Consider the following 19410-nt stretch of genomic DNA (forward strand, 5'->3'; position numbering starts at 1 on the left):
ACCGGATGCCACCCACTCCTCCCGCTCTGCTGAGCCCGGCCGACCAGGAGCGGCGCCGCGCCCTCCGCACGATGAAAGCGGTGGCTCTGGGCGCGCTCGTGCTCATGGCGATCATCTTCGCCATCTCCTTCCCGCTGCAGGAGCGCTACCCGTGGATGCAGTGGGTGCGCGCGGCCGCGGAGGGCGGCATGGTCGGCGCCCTCGCCGACTGGTTCGCCGTCACGGCCTTGTTCCGCCATCCCCTCGGGCTGCCGATCCCGCACACCGCGATCATCCCGCGCCGCAAGGACGAGATCGGCCGGAGCCTCGGGGAGTTCGTCGAGACCAACTTCCTCTCGGCCCCGGTCGTGCGCGGCAAGCTCGAATCCACCGCCGTCGCCGCGCGCCTGGGCACGTGGCTCGCGCAGCCCGCGCACGCCGAGCGGGTCGCCGCCGAGGGCGCGACCGCCGCGACCGCCGTGCTGCGCGCGCTGAGCGACGATGACGTGCGCGACGTGATCGAAGACCTCGCGCGCGAACACCTCCTCGCCCCCGAGTGGGGGCCGTCCCTCGGCGGATGGCTGGCGCGCGTGGTGGACTCCGGCGCGCACACCGGCGCGGTCGACCTCGCCGCCGACTCCCTCGCGACCTGGCTCGCGGCCAACCAGGATGCCTTCGCCGGCCTGGTGTCACGCCGCCTGCCGTCGTGGTTGCCCGGCGTCGCCCACCGCCTCGTGGACGAGACCGTGTACCGGCAGGCGCTGACCTTCGTCGATGCGGTGCGGGATGACCCGCAGCATCCCGCCCGCGCCGCGATCGACCGGTACCTCGCGCGACTGGCGGAGAACCTCCAGGACGATCCGGAGACCATCGGCAAGGTGGAAGACGCCAAGGCGACACTGTTCGACAGCCCCCGCGTGCGCGCCCTCGCCGCCGAGGCGTGGCAGACCGCCAAGATCGGGCTGCTCTCGGCACTGGAGAACCCCGACAGCGGCCTGCGTCGCCGTGCGGCGCAAGCCCTGGCGGAGGTCGGCGAGCGCCTCACCACGGACGCGTCGCTGCAGCAGCGCGTGGACGGGTGGGTGACGGATGCGGCGGTGTTCGTCGTCGAGCGCTACCGCCATGACATCGCATCCGTCATCACCGACACTGTGGAGAGGTGGGACCCGGCCGAGACGACCGAGAAGATCGAACTCCTCGTCGGCCGCGACCTGCAGTACATCCGGCTCAACGGAACGATCGTCGGCGCGTTGGCGGGAGCGGCGATCTTCACCGTGGCCTCCCTCGCGCTGGGCTGAGCGCTACCCTGAAACGGTGGCCGAGGTACCCGCCGACGAAGCTCTCTTCACCTACGGGACGTTGCAGGTGCCCGACGTGCAGCGCGACACGTTCGGTCGCCTGCTGGCGGGCGAGGAGGACGTGCTCGCGGGGTACACCATCGACTACGTCGAGATCGAAGACACGAGGGTCGCGGAGGTGTCGGGCGCGGAGGTGCACCCGGTCTTGCGCGAGACCGGCGACGAACGGGACAAGGTGATGGGGATGGTGTTGTGGGTGACCGCGGATGAACTGGATGCCGCCGACGAGTACGAGGTGGCGCTGTATCGCCGGGCGTCGGTGACGCTGGCGAGCGGGCGCGCGGCCTGGGTGTACGTGACCGCATGATCCAGCTCTCTCTCGCCCGGCACGCCAAGTCGGATTGGGCCGACTCGTCGATCGACGACCATGACCGCCCCCTGAACGAGCGCGGTCAGCGCGACGCGCCGGACGTGGCCCGCCGCGTGATGCGCGCGGGTGTGCGCCCCGAGGTGGTCCTGTCGTCCACCGCGCTGCGTGCCCGCACGACCGCGGAGCACTTCGCCGCCGCCTTCGGGGCCGAGTTGCGCGAGCTCTCCGAGCTCTACCTCGCCGAGCCCGATGTGCTGCTCTCGGCGGCGCGGGAGAGCGGCGTCGACGAGGTGCTCATCGTCGCGCACGACCCGGGCGTGAGCGCGCTGGTCAGCGAGCTCGCCGGCCGCGAGGTGGGCATGCCGACGGGCGCCGTCGCCGTCTTCACGTGGGAGTCGGGCACGTGGGATGACGTCGGCTCCGCCCCGCCCGACGACGTCCAGGTGACCGCCCCGTAGCCGCCGCCCCGGGCCGCCGTGGCCCGGGGCGTTCAAAACTCAGGAGATCCGGGCCCCCAGGGCCCGTATCCGACCTCCGCACCGGCGTGTCTCCTGAGTTTTGAACGGCGAAGGCCGCTGACCCGGCGCCCCGGCACCTCGAGTGCCGGCCCGCGCAGCATCCGCCCGGCCGCGGGGCCCACCGCCACATCCGCCCCGCGACCGTTGCCGCACGTCGCCGCACGGCCCCAGGCCGTTCAAAACTCAGGAGATCCGGGCCCCCAGGGCCCGTATCCGGCCTCCGCACCGGCGTGTCTCCTGAGTTTTGAACGGCGAAGGCGGCAGACCCCCGCCCCCGGCGCCCAGACCGGCCCTCGGATGCCCCGAACACCGGATGACCCGGCCCCAGCCCGAACCGCCACCGCGCTCAGCGGATGACCAGGCGGGGCTCCACGAGCACATGCGCCGATCCGGATGCGGCGGGCCGGGGCGACACCACGCTCCCGGTGGCGCCCATGAGCAGCTCGAGCGCGCCGGCGGCGACCTCCTCGGGGAGCTGCTCGACGCTGGACAGCCCCAGCGCCTCGACAGCCGGGGTGTTGTCGAACCCGACGATGGGAAGCGCCGGCCGGGCGGCAGCGGCAGCGGCCAGGTGCGCGCCGATGGCGAGGGAGTCGCTCGCGCACACGATGCCGTCCACCGCCTCCCCGTCCGCGAGCGCCCGAGCGGCCGCGACCCGCCCGGCGGCCACGCTCTCCTCGGCCACCCACCGCGGTCCCGCTCCGCCGGCTTCGCGCCAGCCGCGCTCGCGATCGTCGCCGGTACCCGACCCCTCCGGCCACCCGAGGAAGGCGACGCGCGGCCCCGCCGTGCGCTGCACGTGTCCGGTGGCCGCAGCGGTGCCGGCGGCGCCGTCCACGTCCACCCACAGGTGCGCGGGCGCTTCGACATCGTCTTCCCCCCATGGCCGCCCGAACGACACGAAGGGAAGGGCTCGGTCGGCGAGCCACCCGGTGCGGGGATCGCCGCGGAACGTGCCCGTGACGACCACGGCGTCCACCTCACCCCCGTCGAGGAGGTCGCCCAAGCGCGCGATCTCCTCCTCGGGGGTGCGGGCCGCGTATACGAGCACGCGCATCCCGCGGTCGCTCGCGCGCTCGGTGAGGGCGTGGACGAAGCGGTCGAGCACCACGCCGGAGATGCCGCCGGCATACGGGTCGAGGTGGATGCCGATGGTCGAGCTCCGGCGGGTGCGCAGACGCCGCGCGGCCGCATGCGGTCGGTACCCGAGATCGGCGATGACCGCCTCGACGCGCTCACGGGTCGAGGCACGCACGACATGCGGCGCGTTCACGACGTTGGAGACGGTCTGGCGGGACACGCCCGCCGCCCGTGCGACGTCGTCGACCGTGGGCGCCTTGACCATCGCACCTCCTGCCGATCGATCCCGTGCGCCATCATAGGCCGCGCCACGCGGCCCCTTGACAGGCCGCGCCCGCGCTCCGTACGGTGATCTCGCGTAGAGTTTGATCGTTCAAATTCTGCCTCACATGCCTCATCGAAGGAGAGAGACACATGACACGGCACACCAGGCGGGTCCTGCTCGGCGCGGGCGCGCTCCTCGTCACCGGCACACTGACGCTCACCGCGTGCGGCTCCGGATTCGACGACTCCGGCAGCGGATCCGACGATTCCGCCGACGGATCGCTCAGCATCCTCATCGGCTCATCCGGCGACGCCGAGACCACCGCCGTCGAAGACGCCGTCGCGGCCTGGTCGGAGGAGTCCGGCATCGACGCCGAGGTACAGGTCGCCAACGACCTCCCCCAGCAGCTCTCGCAGGGGTTCGCGGCCGGTTCGCCGCCCGACCTGTTCTACCTGGCTCCCGAGGCCCTCGCCGGCTACGCGAGCAACGGCTCGATCCAGGCCTACGGCGACGAGCTGTCCAACCGGGATGACTTCTACCCGTCGCTCGTGGAGAACTTCACCCTGGACGGCGAGTTCTACTGCGCACCCAAGGACTTCTCCACCCTCGCCCTGGTCATCAACAGCGACCTGTGGACTCAGGCCGGACTGACCGACGCCGACATCCCCACCGACTGGGAGCAGCTCGCCGCGGTGGCCCAGCGCCTCACCACCGACGGCCGCGTCGGCCTCGCGTTCGGAGCCGAGTACCAGCGGATCGGCACCTTCATGGCACAGGCCGGCGGCGGACTGATCGCCGATGGCGAGGCCACCGCCGCCAGCCCCGAGAACGTCGAAGCCCTCACCTACGTCCAGACGCACCTGAACGACGGGTCGTTCGCGTACGCGGCCGACATCGGCGCCGGCTGGGGCGGCGAGGCCTTCGGCACGCAGGCCGCGGCGATGGTCATCGAGGGCAACTGGATCACCGGGGCCCTCACCACCGACTACCCCGACGTGAACTTCACCGTCGCCGAGCTTCCGGCCGGCCCCGCTGGACAGGGCACGCTGCAGTTCACCAACTGCTGGGGCATGGCTGCCGACAGCGCGAACCAGGATGCTGCGCTCGAACTCGTCGAATACCTCACGAGCACCGAGCAGCAACTGGCCTTCTCCGAGGCGTTCGGCCCGATGCCGTCCATCCAGTCGGCCGCCGACGCGTGGACGAGCGCAAACCCCGACCTCGCGGCGTTCCTCGCCGGCGCCGAGTACGCGCAGTTCCCGCCGAATCTCGCCGGCGCCGCCGAGGTCATCTCCGACTTCAACGCTCAGCTGGAGTCGCTGGCCACCGGGGATCCGCAGGCGATCCTCGACACCGTCCAGGCCAACCTCGAGGCGATCGTCGAGTGATCAGCATCCACCGCCGAGTGATGCAATGACCGCACTGTCGTCACCCGCTCGCCGCGCCGGGTCCTCCTTCGGGGGGATCCGGCGCGGCGAGACGGCCGCCGGATGGCTCTTCACGCTCCCGGTGCTGATCATCCTCGGCGTCTTCCTCCTCGTTCCCGTGCTCATGGCGCTGTGGGTGAGCTTCTCCGACTGGAACGGGCGCGGCAGCCCCTTCTCCCCCGACGTGAGCTTCGTCGGCGGCGAGAACTACGCCGCGATCACCACCGGCGGCGGCCTCGCCGAACGCGACTTCGGCATCGCGCTGCGCAACAACGCGTGGTACGTGGTGCTGGTCGTCCCGCTGCAGACCGCGCTGTCGCTCTTCCTCGCCATCCTCGTGAACCGGGCGGTGCTGCGCGGTCGCGGGTTCTTCCGCACGGCCTTCTACTTCCCCTCCGTGACCAGCTCGGTCGCCATCACGGTGCTGTGGCTGTTCCTCTTCTCCACGTCCGGCGCCGTCAACCAGGTGCTGTCGTGGTTCGGCGTCAACGGGCCGAACTGGTTCAACGACCCCAGCGGCGTGCTCCACAACGTCCTCGGCGTCGTCGGGATCGAATCCGGCCCCGCCGCCCTCACCGAGGGCGCTTTCCTCGGCGTGACGTGGTGGGACTGGCTGGCCGGACCCTCAGTGGCGATGTCGGCGTTCGTGCTGATGGCCGTCTTCACCACGTCCGGCACGTTCATGCTGTTGTTCATCGCGGCCCTCCAGAACATCTCCGGCGACGTGGATGAGGCGGCGATGATGGATGGTGCGAACGCGTGGCAGCGGTTCTGGCGAGTCACCCTCCCCCAGCTCAAGCCCACGCTGTTCACCGTCCTCACCCTCGGGTTGATCGGCTGCTGGCAGGTGTTCGACCAGATCTACACCGGCACGCAGGGCGGACCCGGCAAGACGACGGTGACACCGGCCTACCTCAGCTATAACTCGGCCTTCATCTCCCAGGAGTGGGGCCAGGGCGCCGCGATCGCGTTCGTCCTGTTCGTCATCATCGTCGCGTTCACGATCCTGCAGCGATGGGTCCTGCGCGACCGACCCGTCTCACGCCGCCGCGCGCGGCAGTACGAAGTCCGCACTCCGACGAAGGGCAGCATCCGATGACCGCCGTCACCGGCATGCAAGCCGACGTGCTCGTCGAGCAGCGCCTCACCGGCGGCGACCGCGGCCGACCGCCGCGTCGCCGCCGCAGCCTCCCCCGCAAGACCGCGGCATGGCAGGTCGTGCTCTACCTCGCGCTGGCGGCCCTCGCCCTCATCTACATCTATCCGTTCCTCGTGCAGGTGGCGACCTCGTTCAAGACGGATTCGGATGCGGCGGTCGACCCCATCTCGCTCGTGCCGACCACGTTCACGACGGCGGCGTACGAGCAGCTGTTCCTCCGCTCCGACTTCCCGACGTGGTTCGCCAACTCCGCCATCGTGACGATCTTCGTCACGCTCGGCCGCGTGTTCTTCGCCTCGCTCGCCGGCTACGCCCTCGCGCGGCTGCGCTTCCGCGGGCGCGGGATCGTGTTCGCGGCCGTGGTGGCGGTGATGGCCGTGCCCACCGTGGTGCTCCTCATCCCGAAGTTCCTCGTCATCAACCAGCTCGGCATCTACGACTCGTACGCGGGCATGATCCTGCCGCTGCTGGTGGATGCGGCGGGCGTGTTCATCATGAAGAACTTCTTCGAGTCCATCCCGCCGTCCGTCGAGGAGCAGGCCCGCATCGACGGGGCCGGCGCCTTCCGCATCTTCTGGTCGGTCGTGCTGCCGATGGCACGCCCGGCGCTCGTCACGATCGTCATCCTGTCGTTCCAGGGGTCGTGGAACGAGCTGAGCCACTTCGTCGTGTCCACCCAATCGCCCGAACTCACCACCCTCACCAAGGGCGTCGCCTCGCTGGCGAGCGGACAGCTCAGCCAGGGAAGCCAGTACCCCATCAAGCTCGCGGCCGCGGCCATCATGACGATCCCCGTCGCCGTGATGTTCTTCATCTTCCAGCGCCGCATCATGAACGCCAGCGAAGGAGCCGTCAAGGAATGACCCGCGAGAACGAGGGCGCGCAGCAGCCGCTGCAGCCCCTGCTTTCCGATGCCGTGATCGCCCTGCGCGCCCCCACCCAGGTGTGGTCGCGCGCAGGAGGCGACGCCGGCGCCGCCGCGATCGACGGGATCTACCACGGCGACGTGCGGCATGTCCGCGCGCTCGAGCTCTCCTGCGCGGGCTCCGCGATCGAGTGGATCTCCGTCGCCCCCGACGGTCCGTCCCGCGTGGTCTTCGGCGGCCTGGTCCGGGGCTTGGACGACGTGGAGGCCGACCCGAAGGTGCGGGTGGAGCGCGATCGGCACGTGGACGCGGGCCGGGTCGTCGAGACCCTGACCGTGCGATCCCACCTGAGCTCCCCGCTCTCGACGGCGCTCACCCTGCGGGTCGTGCCCGACTTCGCGCTGCTGCACGAGGTGAAATCCGGCGTCGAGGCACCGCGAGAGGCCGAGGTGACCGTTGCCGAGGGGGCTGCCACGGTGACGGCCGGCACCGCCTCCTTCGTCGTCGCCGCCGCCGGCGCCCGGGTGGTCGCCGAGGGCGACGCGCTCCTGGTCACCTGGCCGGTGGACGTGCCCGCGCGCGGCACCGTGGCCGTCGAGTGGTCGCTCGAGCTGCACGACGACTCGCTCGTCGTGCAGGCGGCTCGCACCCCCGGCCGGTGGGATGCCGCCGCGGCCGCCGCGTCGGCGACCGACCCGCGGCTGGGGCGGTGGCTCGAGGTCGCCCTTGGCGACCTCGACGCCCTTCGCCTGGCGCTCCCGGATGCGCCGGACGACGACTTCTTCGCCGCCGGGGCGCCGTGGTTCTTCACGCTGTTCGGGCGCGATTCCCTGTGGGCGGCGCGCCTGGTGCTTCCGCTGGACGCGGCGATCGCCGCATCCACGCTCCGGGTGCTGGCGCACCTGCAGGGCACCGTCGATGACCCCGCGACCGCGCAGGAACCGGGGAAGATCCTCCACGAACTGCGCGCGTCGGCGATCGAGCTGCCCGGCGAGGGGATCGTCCTCCCGCCGCGGTACTACGGCAGCGTCGATTCGACACCGCTGTGGATCTGCCTCCTCGCCGATGCCTGGCGGGCCGGCATGCCCGAGGCGGAGGTGCGCGACCTACTACCGGCGCTGCGGCGGGCGCTCGGGTGGATGCGGGAGAGCGGCGACAGCGACGGCGACGGGTTCCTCGACTACATCGACCGCCTGGGCACCGGCTTGGCCAACCAGGGCTGGAAGGACTCCGGCGACTCCATCCAGTGGCGCGACGGGACGCTGGCTGCCGGGCCGATCGCGCTGTGCGAGGTGCAGGGGTACGCGCACGAGGCGGCGCTCGGCGGCGCGGCGCTGCTCGAGGCGTTCGGCGACGACACCGACGACCCGGCGGGATTGCGGCGGTGGGCGGCGGATCTCAAGGCCCGCTTCGCGGCGGCGTACTGGGTGGAGACCCCCGAGGGGCGGTACCCCGCCGTAGCCCTGGACCGCGACAAGAACCCCGTCGACACCCTGACCAGCAACATCGGGCACCTGCTGGGAACCGGCATCCTCGAGCCCGACGAAGAGGCGGCCATCGCCGAGTTGCTGCGGGGTCCGACGATGTCGAGCGGTTACGGCATCCGCACCATGTCGACCGGGGCCGCCGGCTTCTGGCCGCTGTCGTACCACGGCGGCAGCGTGTGGGTGCACGACACCGCCATCGCGGTGCACGGGATGCTGCGGGCGGGGCTCGGCGAGGCCGCCCGGGCCGTGGTGGACGAGCTCCTCGACACCGCGGAGGGCTACGGCTACCGCGTCCCCGAACTGCACTCCGGCGACGCGGCAGCCGACACCTCCGTGCCCACGCCGTACCCCGCGGCCTGCCGCCCACAGGCGTGGTCGGCGGCGGCGGCCGTGACGTGCCTGCAGGCGCTGGCCAGCAGCTGACCCGTACCGCCGCTCCCCCTTGCCGCCCCCCCGTTCAAAACTCAGGAGATCCGCGCGCCCCAGCCCCACTACCGGCCATGACACCGGCGTCACTCCTGAGTTCTGCACCCTCGGCCGGCCCCGCGGCCCGGGGGCGCGGCGGATCGCTGCCGCGCGGCCGCTTCCGCGACGCAGCCCCGGGGGGCGCCTCCGGGGGGCGCTGCCCGTACCGCCGCTCCCCCTTGCCGCCTCTCCCCCGTTCAAAACTCAGGAGATCCGCGCCCCTCAGCCCCACTACCGGCCATGACACCTGCGTCACTCCTGAGTTCTGCACCCGGGCCTACCGCGCCGCGCGCGGCCCAGCGGCCGAGCGCTCAGCGGCGACGCGGCGCCGGCCGGCTCGCGAGGAGGCCGCGAAGTGCGGCGAGCACCTCGTCGGCGTGCCACATGATGTCCTCCGCGATCGGCCGGTAGGTGCCGTAGCCCTGGGCCGCTGCTGCCTGGTCGCGGCGCAGATCGCGGCGACGCGCGTCCCAGCCGGAGTGGTGCTCCTCGCTGTCGCACTCGATGATGAGCCACCCATCCACGACGAAGTCGACCCGCCCCACCCCGCGGATCTCCACCTGCACCTCGAAGGAGCATCCAAGCTTGCGCAGAAGAAGCCGCAGCAAGGACTCCGCCCCACTGCCGGCGCGAGCATCCAGTAGCCCCCTCAGAACGAGGTAGCGACGAGGAAGGCGGGCGAACAGCTCATCGACCTCGTCGTCGCGGAGCACACCGAGCCGAAGCGCCGAGTCCAGCGTCGCCACCGCCCCGCGCGGCTCCTGACACCTCACCGCCTGCAGCACCGCATCGAACGGCTCGACGGCACACGAGCGCGGATGCGGCTGCCGAACCGGTACGTCCCAGTGACGATGCACGGCCTGACCCGCGTTCCGCATGCGCCCCGCGTTGGCGGGGAGGTGGACGTGCACCGTGGAGAGGCCGAGTACGAAGACCCCGCGTCGACGCAACTCCGAGAGGCACGTGAGCCGCCCGCCGACCCGAGCCGCCGTCCGCAGGTCGGGGTCGTCGGAGGGGAGGAGGTACACCCCGTTGCGTGGCCGCACCAGGTCGCCGCGCCGCACCGCCGCGGTGATGACGCGGCCGGTCCAGCCGTCGGCGACGAGATCGGCGCGAGAGCGGGCGAACGGCGCCGGCGCTGCGGCGACGGTGAGAGGCCGACCATCCCAGGGCATGGCGTCACCCTCCTCCGCCCAGGCCGTCGCCACGGCTACCGGCGGGAATCTGGGGATGCGGCCACCGCTGCGGCCCCTGGGGAGGAGACATGGCCGAACGGGCCACCGCTCCCGCCCCCTGGGGAGGAGACATGGCCGGAGGTGATGGTTCAAAACTCAGGAGACACGCCGAGGACAGAGCCCGGAAGGGGGTCGAAACACCCGGATCTCCTGAGTTTTGAACGCGGAACGGCCGCCGGAAGGCTGCCGCGCCGCCCGCGAGGTCGCGCCGGGAGGCCCCGCGCGCGCAGGCCCCACGCGGGGCGGGACAGTAGGACCGGGGCCCGGCCGGCCGCAAGACCCTGGCCCGGCCGCCCGCGCCGCACCTATCCTCGGGGCATGCTCCCCCTCGACCTCCCCGACGACGCACACCTGCTGAATCTCATCGAGGCGCGCCACCCCGGCAGCATCAGCCTGCTGGTGGGTTCCTCGCCCCGGCCGGCCGATCACGAGCGGGCCCGCATCGCCCTGCGCGACGCCATCGACGAAGCCGAGCGCCGGCTCGATGCCCTGGATCTGCCCCGCGAGGCGCGGTCGGCCATCGTCGAGCGGCTGCGCGAGACGCTGCAGGACGACGAGGTCTGGGCCCACCAGTCCCAGGCCATGCTCATCCTGGCCGACGCGGACCGGCTGGAGTGGTTCCGACTCCCGTTCGAGGTGACCGACGAGGTCTCCGTCGCCGATCGCTTCGACACCCGGATGCTGCTACGCGCCCGCTCGGACGCGTCGACCGCGTTCGTCCTCCAGCTGTCGCGCGGGCTCGTGCGCCTGACGGAGATCGCGCCCGACGGCGCGGTCACCGAGCACCCCCTGGTGCTGCCGGACGATCACGCCCTCATGCTGCAGCACACCTCCAACGACGGCCACATGGACCGTGACGCCGCTCAAGGCTCCGATGGCGACCGCCCCGAACGCGAGCGGTTCTGCCGCGCCGTCGATCAGGCCGTGACCGCCGTGGTCCCGCGTGGAACTCCGCTCATCCTCACGGTCACGGACGACCTCCGTCCTGCGTATCGCGCACAGAACACGCACGCCCTGCTCCTCGAGGACGAGATTCCGGCTCATCCGGAATCGCTCGCGGACCAGGACCTCGCCGACCGCGCGCGCGAGGCGCTGCGCGCTCGTCACGAGCGCCGGGTCTCGGAGTGGAAGGAACGGTTCGGCACGCTCCGTGCTCAGGGGCTGGCGACCTCCCGCGTCTCGCAGGTCGCCGCCGCGGCCGCCGCCGCCGCGATCGACGAGCTGCGTCTGGATCAGGATGCGGAACGCTCGGGAATCGTCGACGAGTTCGGCCTCGTGCACGCCGGCGACGGGGATGCCCCGTTCCTCCTCCTCGACCTGGCTGCCGATGTGCTCCGCACCGGCGGAAAGGTGATCGCGGTACCGCGCGAAGAACTCACCGACGGATCGCCGGTGGCGGCGCTGCTGCGCTTCCCCGTGCCGTCACCGACCGGAGCCTGACGGTCAGTCCACCTTCATCACGGCGCCGCCGGTCAAATCCACCAGTTCCTCGAAGGTCAGCGGGAAGACGGTGTGCGGGGTGCCGCCGGCCGCCCACAGCTCGGCGTAAGCGGCGAGCGCTTCGTCCACGATCGTCGTCAGCGGCGCCGGGTGGCCGGTCGGTGCGACGCCGCCGATGGGCTGTCCGGTCGCCTCACGAACCTGCTCGGGCGTCGCCCGGCCGATCGACCGGCGGCCCATTCGCTCGGCCAGCGCGGCGGTGTCCACCCGGTGCGCGCCGCTGGTCATTACGAGGAGCGGCTCGCCGTCGCTGAAGAACACGAGGCTGTTGGCGATCGCCCCCACCTCCACTCCGAGCGCGGCTGCCGCGAGGGCCGCCGTGGATGCCGCATCCGGCAGCACGACGATCTGTCCGAGGATGCCCCGTTCCCTCAAGCGGTCGGCGACGAGGCGGCTACGGGCGGGCAGGTCGTCGGCCATGAATCCACCCTAGGGCGGTGGCGGCGGCCGGGCGTAGCATCGGGGTCACGAGCGACAGGAGGCACCATGTCCGACGTGTTCCGCCCCGACAATGCCGCGCATCAGAAGGCGCTGAGCCTTCTCCAGGAGCGCATCATCGCCTGGTTCACCACCGTGGATGCCGAGGGCCGCCCGCGCGCGGTTCCGGTGTGGTTCTTCTGGCACGAGGGCAAGATTTTCGTGTTCAGCGCGCCCGACAAAGCGAAGGTTGCGAACGTGCGACGCGGTTCGCCCGTGCTCATCCACCTCGACAGCGGCCCCTTCGGCAGCGAGGTCGTCATCCTCAACGGCACCGCGGAGATCTCCGACCGCGATACCGCGACGTGGGTGACCGACTTCGGCGACGCGTACGACCGCAAGTACGCCGAGGCGATCGCCCACTCGGGCCGGCCGCGGGACGAGCTGCTGGCCGCCTTCCCGCTAGCGATCATCTTCACGCCGGAGACTCTCCAGACCTGGTGAGGCGGCGCGGCCTGACCTGAGGCGTCCCTCCCTAGGGTGAGGCGGCCACGCCTGGCGAGGCGTCCAGGCCTGGCGGGATCGGCCGGCCGAGTCGGATCAGCCCGAGATACCGCGGGCGATGATCTCGGCGTGGGGAATGACCATCCACCCGTCGGGCGCGGCAGCCCAGGTGCGCCACGCCTCGGCGATCCGCACGAGATCCTCCCGGCTCGCCAGTCCGTGCTCCAGCGCGAGCTGCGCGAAGTCCCCCTCCATCGCGCGCTGCGCCCAGCGGTCCGCGTACCATGACCGGTCGTCCGCCGTCGCGAAGAGCCAGACCGAGGCGGAGGGTTCGATGTCGCTCAGGCCGGCCTGCTGCGCCCATCCCAGCAGCTTCCGCCCCGCCGCCGGATCGCCGTCGACCATGCGCCGGATCCGAAGGAACAGGTCGAGCCACTCGTCCAGCGCGGGCACCTCGGGAAACCACAGCGTTCCGCCGAAGTCGAATTCGCGCAGCGCCACGAGCCCCTCCCGCCCGGCGACGCGGCCGAACTCGCGGATCGCCTCGACGGGCCGCTCGAGGTGGTGCAGCATCAGATGCGCGTGCACGACGTCGAACGCGCCGGATTCCGCGTCGAGGGCATACGCGTCACCGAGGGTGAACTGCACGTCCGCGCCCCGGCCGGCGGCCAGCTCCCGCGCCACCTGCAGGGCCTCCTCGGAGGTGTCGACGCCCTCGACGCGCCCCGGGGCCACGCGTTCGGCCAGGGCGACGGTGATGTCGCCGGGGCCGCATCCGACGTCCAGGAGTGACATGCCCTCCCGCAGCCGCGGCAGAAGGTACGCGATGGAGTTCTCGATCCTCCGTCCTGCAGGAGTGTTCGCAACGACCGAATCATGTGAGTGCACTGCCATGCGCAGACCTTACCTGCCGAACCTGCGGCCGCCCCCTCGCCCCCTGTCGCTTCCCTGGGACCGCGGGCACAATGGTCGTGGATGCCGCACACCCGCGGCATCCGAAACCCCACGGCCCACGAGGCCCGCCGGAAGAGGATCAACGATGACTCCTGCCCTGCCCCTCCCCGATTTCACCCACGAGCGCGTGGAGGTGAGGACCGGGCAGCGCAGCGGCCTGTTCCTCGCCGTCGCCCTGCACTCCTCGACGCTCGGTCCCGCCCTCGGCGGCGCGCGCCTGTGGGCCTACCCGCACTGGAGTGCGGCGCTGGGCGATGTCCTCCGCCTCTCCGCGGCGATGACGCTCAAGAACGCCGCCGCGGGGCTCGATGCCGGCGGCGGCAAGGCCGTCATCGGCCTCCCCGAGGGAACGATGCTCGACGCGGAACGGCGCCGCGCCGCCTTCCTCGACCTCGGCGACGCCGTCGAGTCGCTCGGCGGGCTGTACCGCACCGCAGAAGACGTCGGATCGACCGCGGAGGACATGCTCGTCGTCCGCGAACGCACGGCGTGGGTCGTCGGCCTCCCGGATGCCGCCGGAGGCTCGGGAGAGCCGGCCGGTCCGACCAGCGTCGGCATCTACGAGGCGCTGCGTGCGACGCTCGAGCGCGTCACCGGTTCCGGCGACCTGATCGGACGCCGCATCACGATCTCCGGGCTCGGTCAGGTCGGGAGCCGCCTGGCGGTGCGCCTGGCCGCCGAGGGCGCTCAGTTGCACGTCACCGACGTCAACCCGGCCAAGCGCGACCTCGCGGCCGACCTCGGCGCGACGTGGGTCGCGCCCGGGGAGGAGCACCTCGTCGCGGCCGATGTGTTCGTCCCCGCCGGGCTGGGCGGCCTCCTCACCGCCGAGGTCATCGACGCCCTGGATGCGCGAGCGGTATGCGGGCCGGCGAACAACCCCCTCGCCGAGCGCTCGGGCGCCGAGCGCCTCGCCGCCCGGGGCATCCTGTACGCGCCCGACTTCGTCGCCAGCGCCGGCGGCGTGATCTACCTCGACGCCGTGGACAAAGGTCTCGGCGACCGCCCGCAGATCATGGCGCGGGTCACGGCCATCGGCGACACCGTGCGGCGCGTGTTCGACGAAGCAGACGCGCGCGGCGTCACGCCGCTGGCCGCGGCCGAGGCCCTCGCCGCCGAGCGGCTCAGCACGGGAACTCCGCGCGAAGCGCTCGTCGGCTGAACCGCTCCGCGCGAAGCGCTACCCGTGCGTGCGCGCGGGGTTGGTGACGGCGGGCAGCACCCGCGGGGTCTCCCCCGGGTGCGCCCACCGCACGGCGTTGGCGAGCACCCGCCGGATCTGCGGGTGGTGGTAGACGGGGTATTCCTGGTCGCCGGGTGAGAAGTAGAACACGCGCCCGCGCCCGCGCCGGTAGGTGAGACCGGAGCGGAAGACCTCGCCGCCGGCGAAGGACGACACGAAGATCTGCTCGTCGGGCTGGGGCACGTCGAAGAACTCCCCGTACATCTCCTGCCGGTCGATGGTGATGGGATGCTCCACCCCCTCGGTGATCGGATGGCCGGGCGCCACGGTCCAGACGAGCTCGCGCTCCCCGTCGTTGCGCCAGGCCAGCGAGCACGTCGTGCCCATGAGCCGGATGAAGATCTTCGAGAAGTGGCCCGAGTGCAGAACCAGCAGTCCCATTCCCGACAGCACGTGCCGGTGAACGCGCTCCACGATCGCGTCGTCGACCTGGTCGTGGGCGATGTGTCCCCACCACAGCAGCACGTCGGTCGCGGCGAGCGCCTCCTCCGACAGGCCGTGCTCCGGGTCACGCAGCGTGGCCGTGCGCACCTCGACCTCGCCGCCCAACAGGTCGCGGAGGCCCTCGGCGATCGCCCCGTGGATCCCGTCCGGGTAGATCTCCTGCACGGCGGCGTCGTGTCGCTCGTGTTCTCCCTCGTTCCAGACGAGGACGCGGATCGCGCTCATGCGGGTGCTCCGATCTCGATCTGCTCGACCGCGACTTCTCGGCCTTCCGCTGCCGACCGGTAGCAGGCGTCGATGATCGCGGCCCGGCGTGCGGCCACGCTGCCGTCACTGGCGGCCCACAGGGACGGGGTCCGGATGGTGCGGATGAATTCGTCCACGACGCCCTGATGTCCGGCCGGGGTGCCGCCGGGGAGGACCCGATCGGAGACCGCCTCGGCCGTGCCGGCGTAGAGCGCGACATCCGTCGCCGGGGCGTAGTCGACCACGCGCAGCTCGGCGCCCCCCTCGGTGCCGTAGAGGACGAAGCCGAACTCATCGCCGCTCGGGCGATACGAGGCCCAACTCGTGTCGAGGGTGATGGAGCCGCCGCCCTCCAGGCGCAGCAGCACCGTCGCGAAGTCTTCGACATCGAACGCCGACCCGGTGAACTGCTTGCCCCCGGGCGCCGCATCCGGGCCCCCGAGACCACGCGGACCAAACTCGGCATGCGTCACCGCGGAGGCGGAGAGCACCCTCGGTTCGCCCATGAGGTGGAGCACCGCGTCGATCATGTGCACTCCGATGTCCACGAGCGGACCACCGCCGGCGAGCTCCTTGCTCGTGAACCAGCTTCCCAGGGTGGGGATGCCCGAGCGGCGCAGCCAGGAGGCGCGCACGTGGTAGATCCGGCCGAGGGCGCCGGAGGAGACCTCGGCGGCGAGCGCACGGACGTCGCCGCGCAGGCGGTGGTTGAACGCCACCTGCAGCACGCGGCCCGCCCGCCGCGCGGCCGACACCATCTCCTCGGCTTCCGCGGCGCTCCGGGCGATCGGCTTCTCCGACAGCACATGGATGCCACGCTCCAGCGCTGCCACCGTGATCGGCGCGTGCAGGAACGTCGGGACGGCGACGCTCACCGCATCCAGCGGGGTGCTGTCGAGGAGCTCCTGCCAGTCGGCGACGGCGACCTCGACGTCGAACTGCCCGGCGAGCTCGCGCCGCGCATCCGCTTCCAGGCCCGCGATACCGACGAGACGGACGTCGGGGTGCGCGGTGTACGCGGCGATGTGCTGCTGACCCGCCCAGCCGAGGCCGACGACGCCGACGCGCAGCGGAGTGGTGGATCGATCGGGTGGTGCCAGGGTCATGGACTCTCCGGGGGTTGGATGAGGCGCTCAGCGGCGCCCGAGGGAGCGACGCCCTTCGAGTCAAGCACAGGGGTCCCCCACCGGCGCGAAATCAGGCGATCCCACCGGGGCCGCGAACGAAATGGACGGATGAGTCCGGATACCCTGGCACCGGCGAGAGGAGCCCGCATGGCGTCGACTCGAAGGGATGCGGTGCGTAGCCGCGAGGCGCTGCTGGATGCGCTGCAGGCGATGTACACGGAACTCGGAACCCTCCCCGGCATGCACGCCCTCGCGGCGCGCGCGGGGGTGGGCGTGGCGACCCTCTATCGGCACTTCCCCACGCGTGAAGACCTGCTCGTGGGTCTCGGCACCGCGCGGCTGGTCGACCTGGTCGATCTCGCCGAACAGGCGTCGGAGGTCTCCGATGCCGCCGAGGCGGTGCGGGGGTTCTTCCACGGCGTCGTCCGGTCGGAGCGCGACCCGGCGCTGACGGCCTACGTCACGGCGGACCACGCCGGCGCGGACGCGCGGGAACTCCTCCGCCGTTTCGAAACCGGCGTCGACGATCTGCTCACTCGCGCCTACTCCGCCGGGGTCCTTCGAACCGACGTCACCCGCCGCCGAGTGGTCGCCCACCTGCACGGCCTCCTCGCGACCGTGTCGAACCTGGGGCCTGCCCCGGATGACGCGGACTTCGCGTGCGACGCCCTGCTGCGGGGGCTGGCGGCCTGACCCACGGCCCCCTCGCGCCCGACGGCGCCCGACGGCGCCCGACGACACCCGACGGCGGACCGGCGCCCGACGGCGCCCGGCGCGGTCAGCGCGCGACCCCGCCCTCCATGGCCACGATGTGGCCGTCCTCGGCGTGGGTGAGCGGGGTCCGCAGGAAGACCTCGTCGGTGGGGAGGCGCAGATCGAAGCGGGAGAACGCCGACATCCGCAACTCGCCGGTCGCCAGCCTGACCTCGAGCACGTGGCCGCCTGCGCGCCGGTCAGCGGCGAGGAAGTGCAGGTGCAGTCCGGCGACGGCGATTCCCTGGTAGATCTCCGGCGCCCAGAACCCCACGATCGTTCCGGCCCGCTCCTCCAGGACCGTCTCGACCTGGTCGCGCGTGGCCTCGGCCAGTGACCGGAACGGCGCCTCCCGGCGACGCGGCACGCGGATACGCACCGCCGCCAGCACGCCGTCCACCCGCACCGCGTGGAAGAGGTTGCGGCTGACGAGGCGTTCCTCGACCACGGCCGTCAACGCCGCCAGGTCGGCGGCTGCCACCGGCTCGGCCGCCGCATCCGGGAACTCGCATACCTCGAAGAACGGCAGCGCTTCGTCGTCGGTCATCGCACGGGGCGCGGCTTCGTCCGTGCATTCGTAGAGCTCGCCGTCGAGCATGACCACCTCGCCGGCCAGCCCATCGCAGCATCCGATGCCGAAATCCCCCAGCCGGCGAGCGTCTGCGGCGTCGATCCCGGAGGTGTACGCGCCCGCCAGCAGCGCATCGAGCACGGCATATTGCGTGACAGGGGCGGAGGTGAGCAGAGTCATGACGACGACGCTATAACGCCCCGCCGGCCGGCGGGCCGCTCCCGCCGAGCGGAGATCAACTGTTCACCCGAGGCGGCCTCCCTGAAGACTCGACGCACGCACACGACGTCTGGGGCCTTGATGTTCGTCAAGCGCCACGGCTACCCGTTCCGACGCGGGATGGCCGGTCGCGGGATGCTGCACCCACCGACGAGAAACGCCCCCGACCAGCGGGGGCGTTCCTTGTTTCGGTGGACCTGAGGGGACTCGAACCCCTGACCCCCTCGATGCGAACGAGGTGCGCTACCAGCTGCGCCACAGGCCCCTGAACCTCCGCTACATTATCACGGCGGGCGGCTCGCCCCGCGCCGCGGGAGGGGCTACTGGCCGACCGCGCGGCGCGACAGGAGGCCGCGCACGTGCGCCTCGATCTCGGCGTCGTCGACGTAGCCCATGCGGCTGAATTCCGACGCGCGAGCGACGCGCGCGTCGTCGATCGAGGGCGGCTGGTTCTGCTGTGCGAGATCGCGGATGGCCTCTGCGCGCGCGGCGACGCGCAGCGCTTCGCGAGCCTCCTGCTCGTCGAGCACGGCCGCGGCGCGCGACCCGGTGGACGAGGCCAGGGGGCGAGGCAGTTCGCGTGGGGTCCACGCGGCCGAGCGTTCGCGGCCGACGGCGAGATCGGGCATCACGGTGGCGACGCGCTCGGCGACGGCAACGGCGGGCTCTTCGCGCACGGCGGCGCGGGCGGCGACCCGCGACATCCGGTGCAGCGCGAGGATGCTCGTCACGAACGCGGTCCCCCCGGCCCAGATCAGCGCCGAGGATGCGACGGCGAGATACTGCCAGACGCCGAAGCCGGTGACCGCCAGTGCCGCGACGGCGACGACGGTGGCGGCCAGGCGGAGCCGCCGCCGGGCCCGTACACGGCGAAGCGCCGGACGCTGCCGGACGGCGGCGCGCTCGGCGCGAGCAGCGGCGATCGCCTCGGCACGGGCGGCGCGGGCGAGTTCGCGCTCGGTGGCGCTCTCCTCCTTGGCCGTCTCGAGCTCGGCGCGGGCGACGGCGAGGTCGGCCTGTTCACGCTCGGCTTGCGCACGGCGGGCGAGGCGCTGCTGCGCGAGCGCGGTGCGGGCGTTCAGCTCTAGCTGCACCTCGCGCGGAGTCTCGCTCGTTTCGGCGAGCACGCGCAGGGCCTGGTTCAGGCGCACCGCGTTACGTTCAGCGGAGGTGTACTGGTAGCGGCTGGCCCACGAGGGCAGAAGGTAGACGAGCCAGAGCACGACGGCGACGGCGACGATCACGCCACCGCCCAACACCTGCCCACCCATGCGCTAAAGCTA

The 19410-nt window shown here is 72.0% G+C and carries 19 protein-coding genes and 1 tRNA gene; 11 read left to right on the forward strand and 9 right to left on the reverse strand.

Annotated elements, in window-relative coordinates; translation table 11 throughout:
- Positions 1-5: 5 nt before the first annotated feature.
- From AC2DFQ_RS15780 to AC2DFQ_RS15790, 3 genes are read left to right on the forward strand one after another with little or no spacing between them, the layout of a single operon-like run.
- Entirely contained in the window at positions 6-1277 is a 1272-nt protein-coding gene (locus tag AC2DFQ_RS15780) for a DUF445 domain-containing protein (protein ID WP_484534537.1), read from the forward strand.
- Positions 1278-1293: 16 nt separating this feature from the next.
- Positions 1294-1644 carry a gamma-glutamylcyclotransferase family protein gene (locus tag AC2DFQ_RS15785; protein ID WP_484534538.1) on the forward strand — a complete coding sequence of 117 codons (351 nt, stop codon included), beginning with the start codon at positions 1294-1296 and terminating at the stop codon, positions 1642-1644.
- Positions 1641-2105 carry a SixA phosphatase family protein gene (locus AC2DFQ_RS15790; RefSeq protein ID WP_484534539.1) on the forward strand — a complete coding sequence of 155 codons (465 nt, stop codon included), beginning with the start codon at positions 1641-1643 and terminating at the stop codon, positions 2103-2105. Before AC2DFQ_RS15785 ends, AC2DFQ_RS15790 begins: the two co-directional genes overlap by 4 nt.
- A gap of 406 nt (positions 2106-2511) precedes the next feature.
- Here the strand turns inward: AC2DFQ_RS15790 and AC2DFQ_RS15795 are convergent, their stop codons facing one another.
- On the reverse strand, positions 2512-3510 hold the full coding sequence (locus AC2DFQ_RS15795) for a LacI family DNA-binding transcriptional regulator (RefSeq protein WP_484534540.1): 999 nt from the start codon (positions 3508-3510) through the stop codon (positions 2512-2514).
- Positions 3511-3659: 149 nt separating this feature from the next.
- Between AC2DFQ_RS15795 and AC2DFQ_RS15800 the strand changes: the two genes are divergently transcribed.
- The 4 genes from AC2DFQ_RS15800 to AC2DFQ_RS15815 are packed head-to-tail and all read left to right on the forward strand — an operon-like array spanning position 3660 to position 8872.
- Positions 3660-4898 (forward strand): sugar ABC transporter substrate-binding protein, encoded by a 1239-nt coding sequence (locus AC2DFQ_RS15800; RefSeq protein ID WP_484534541.1) that lies wholly within the window; start codon positions 3660-3662, stop codon positions 4896-4898.
- Positions 4899-4923: 25 nt separating this feature from the next.
- On the forward strand, positions 4924-6036 hold the full coding sequence (locus tag AC2DFQ_RS15805) for a carbohydrate ABC transporter permease (RefSeq protein ID WP_484508694.1): 1113 nt from the start codon (positions 4924-4926) through the stop codon (positions 6034-6036).
- A gap of 14 nt (positions 6037-6050) precedes the next feature.
- On the forward strand, positions 6051-6959 hold the full coding sequence (locus AC2DFQ_RS15810) for a carbohydrate ABC transporter permease (protein ID WP_484534570.1): 909 nt from the start codon (positions 6051-6053) through the stop codon (positions 6957-6959).
- Positions 6956-8872, forward strand: a complete 1917-nt coding sequence (locus tag AC2DFQ_RS15815; protein ID WP_484534542.1) for a glycogen debranching N-terminal domain-containing protein — start codon at positions 6956-6958, stop codon at positions 8870-8872. Before AC2DFQ_RS15810 ends, AC2DFQ_RS15815 begins: the two co-directional genes overlap by 4 nt.
- 353 nt (positions 8873-9225) lie before the next feature.
- On the opposite strand, the gene AC2DFQ_RS15820 is transcribed toward AC2DFQ_RS15815, so the two are convergent.
- A complete protein-coding gene (locus AC2DFQ_RS15820; protein WP_484534543.1) occupies positions 9226-10089 on the reverse strand; it encodes a DUF559 domain-containing protein in 864 nt (287 codons plus the stop codon).
- 378 nt (positions 10090-10467) lie between these two features.
- Between AC2DFQ_RS15820 and AC2DFQ_RS15825 the strand changes: the two genes are divergently transcribed.
- A complete protein-coding gene (locus tag AC2DFQ_RS15825; RefSeq protein ID WP_484534544.1) occupies positions 10468-11589 on the forward strand; it encodes a baeRF11 domain-containing protein in 1122 nt (373 codons plus the stop codon).
- Positions 11590-11592: 3 nt separating this feature from the next.
- On the opposite strand, the gene AC2DFQ_RS15830 is transcribed toward AC2DFQ_RS15825, so the two are convergent.
- Positions 11593-12069 (reverse strand): YbaK/EbsC family protein, encoded by a 477-nt coding sequence (locus AC2DFQ_RS15830; RefSeq protein ID WP_484534545.1) that lies wholly within the window; start codon positions 12067-12069, stop codon positions 11593-11595.
- Positions 12070-12135: 66 nt separating this feature from the next.
- Here AC2DFQ_RS15830 and AC2DFQ_RS15835 point away from each other — a divergent pair, with 66 nt between their 5' ends.
- Positions 12136-12570 carry a pyridoxamine 5'-phosphate oxidase family protein gene (locus AC2DFQ_RS15835; RefSeq protein WP_484508689.1) on the forward strand — a complete coding sequence of 145 codons (435 nt, stop codon included), beginning with the start codon at positions 12136-12138 and terminating at the stop codon, positions 12568-12570.
- Between the two features lie 96 nt (positions 12571-12666).
- Here AC2DFQ_RS15835 and AC2DFQ_RS15840 read toward each other — a convergent pair whose 3' ends face one another.
- Positions 12667-13464 (reverse strand): class I SAM-dependent methyltransferase, encoded by a 798-nt coding sequence (locus AC2DFQ_RS15840; protein WP_484534546.1) that lies wholly within the window; start codon positions 13462-13464, stop codon positions 12667-12669.
- Positions 13465-13609: 145 nt separating this feature from the next.
- Between AC2DFQ_RS15840 and AC2DFQ_RS15845 the strand changes: the two genes are divergently transcribed.
- The gene (locus AC2DFQ_RS15845; protein ID WP_484534547.1) at positions 13610-14686 is read left to right on the forward strand and encodes a Glu/Leu/Phe/Val dehydrogenase family protein; all 1077 of its coding nucleotides are present in this window, start codon (positions 13610-13612) and stop codon (positions 14684-14686) included.
- An 18-nt stretch (positions 14687-14704) separates the two neighbouring features.
- On the opposite strand, the gene AC2DFQ_RS15850 is transcribed toward AC2DFQ_RS15845, so the two are convergent.
- Positions 14705-15436: a ThuA domain-containing protein gene (locus AC2DFQ_RS15850; RefSeq protein WP_484534548.1), complete on the reverse strand. Its 732-nt coding sequence runs from the start codon at positions 15434-15436 to the stop codon at positions 14705-14707.
- A complete protein-coding gene (locus AC2DFQ_RS15855; RefSeq protein ID WP_484534549.1) occupies positions 15433-16563 on the reverse strand; it encodes a Gfo/Idh/MocA family protein in 1131 nt (376 codons plus the stop codon). Before AC2DFQ_RS15855 ends, AC2DFQ_RS15850 begins: the two co-directional genes overlap by 4 nt.
- Before the next feature lie 168 nt (positions 16564-16731).
- Between AC2DFQ_RS15855 and AC2DFQ_RS15860 the strand changes: the two genes are divergently transcribed.
- A complete protein-coding gene (locus AC2DFQ_RS15860; protein WP_484534550.1) occupies positions 16732-17277 on the forward strand; it encodes a TetR/AcrR family transcriptional regulator in 546 nt (181 codons plus the stop codon).
- A gap of 85 nt (positions 17278-17362) precedes the next feature.
- Here AC2DFQ_RS15860 and AC2DFQ_RS15865 read toward each other — a convergent pair whose 3' ends face one another.
- The 3 genes from AC2DFQ_RS15865 to AC2DFQ_RS15875 all read right to left on the reverse strand — a co-directional run bounded on the left by AC2DFQ_RS15865 (position 17363) and on the right by AC2DFQ_RS15875 (position 19398).
- A complete protein-coding gene (locus AC2DFQ_RS15865; protein WP_484508683.1) occupies positions 17363-18088 on the reverse strand; it encodes an acetolactate decarboxylase in 726 nt (241 codons plus the stop codon).
- Positions 18089-18319: 231 nt separating this feature from the next.
- Positions 18320-18392 (reverse strand) — tRNA-Ala (locus AC2DFQ_RS15870).
- 55 nt (positions 18393-18447) lie between these two features.
- Entirely contained in the window at positions 18448-19398 is a 951-nt protein-coding gene (locus AC2DFQ_RS15875; RefSeq protein WP_484534551.1) for a large exoprotein, read from the reverse strand.
- Positions 19399-19410 lie beyond the last annotated feature (12 nt).

Source organism: Microbacterium sp. Z11_20 (assembly GCF_057197605.1).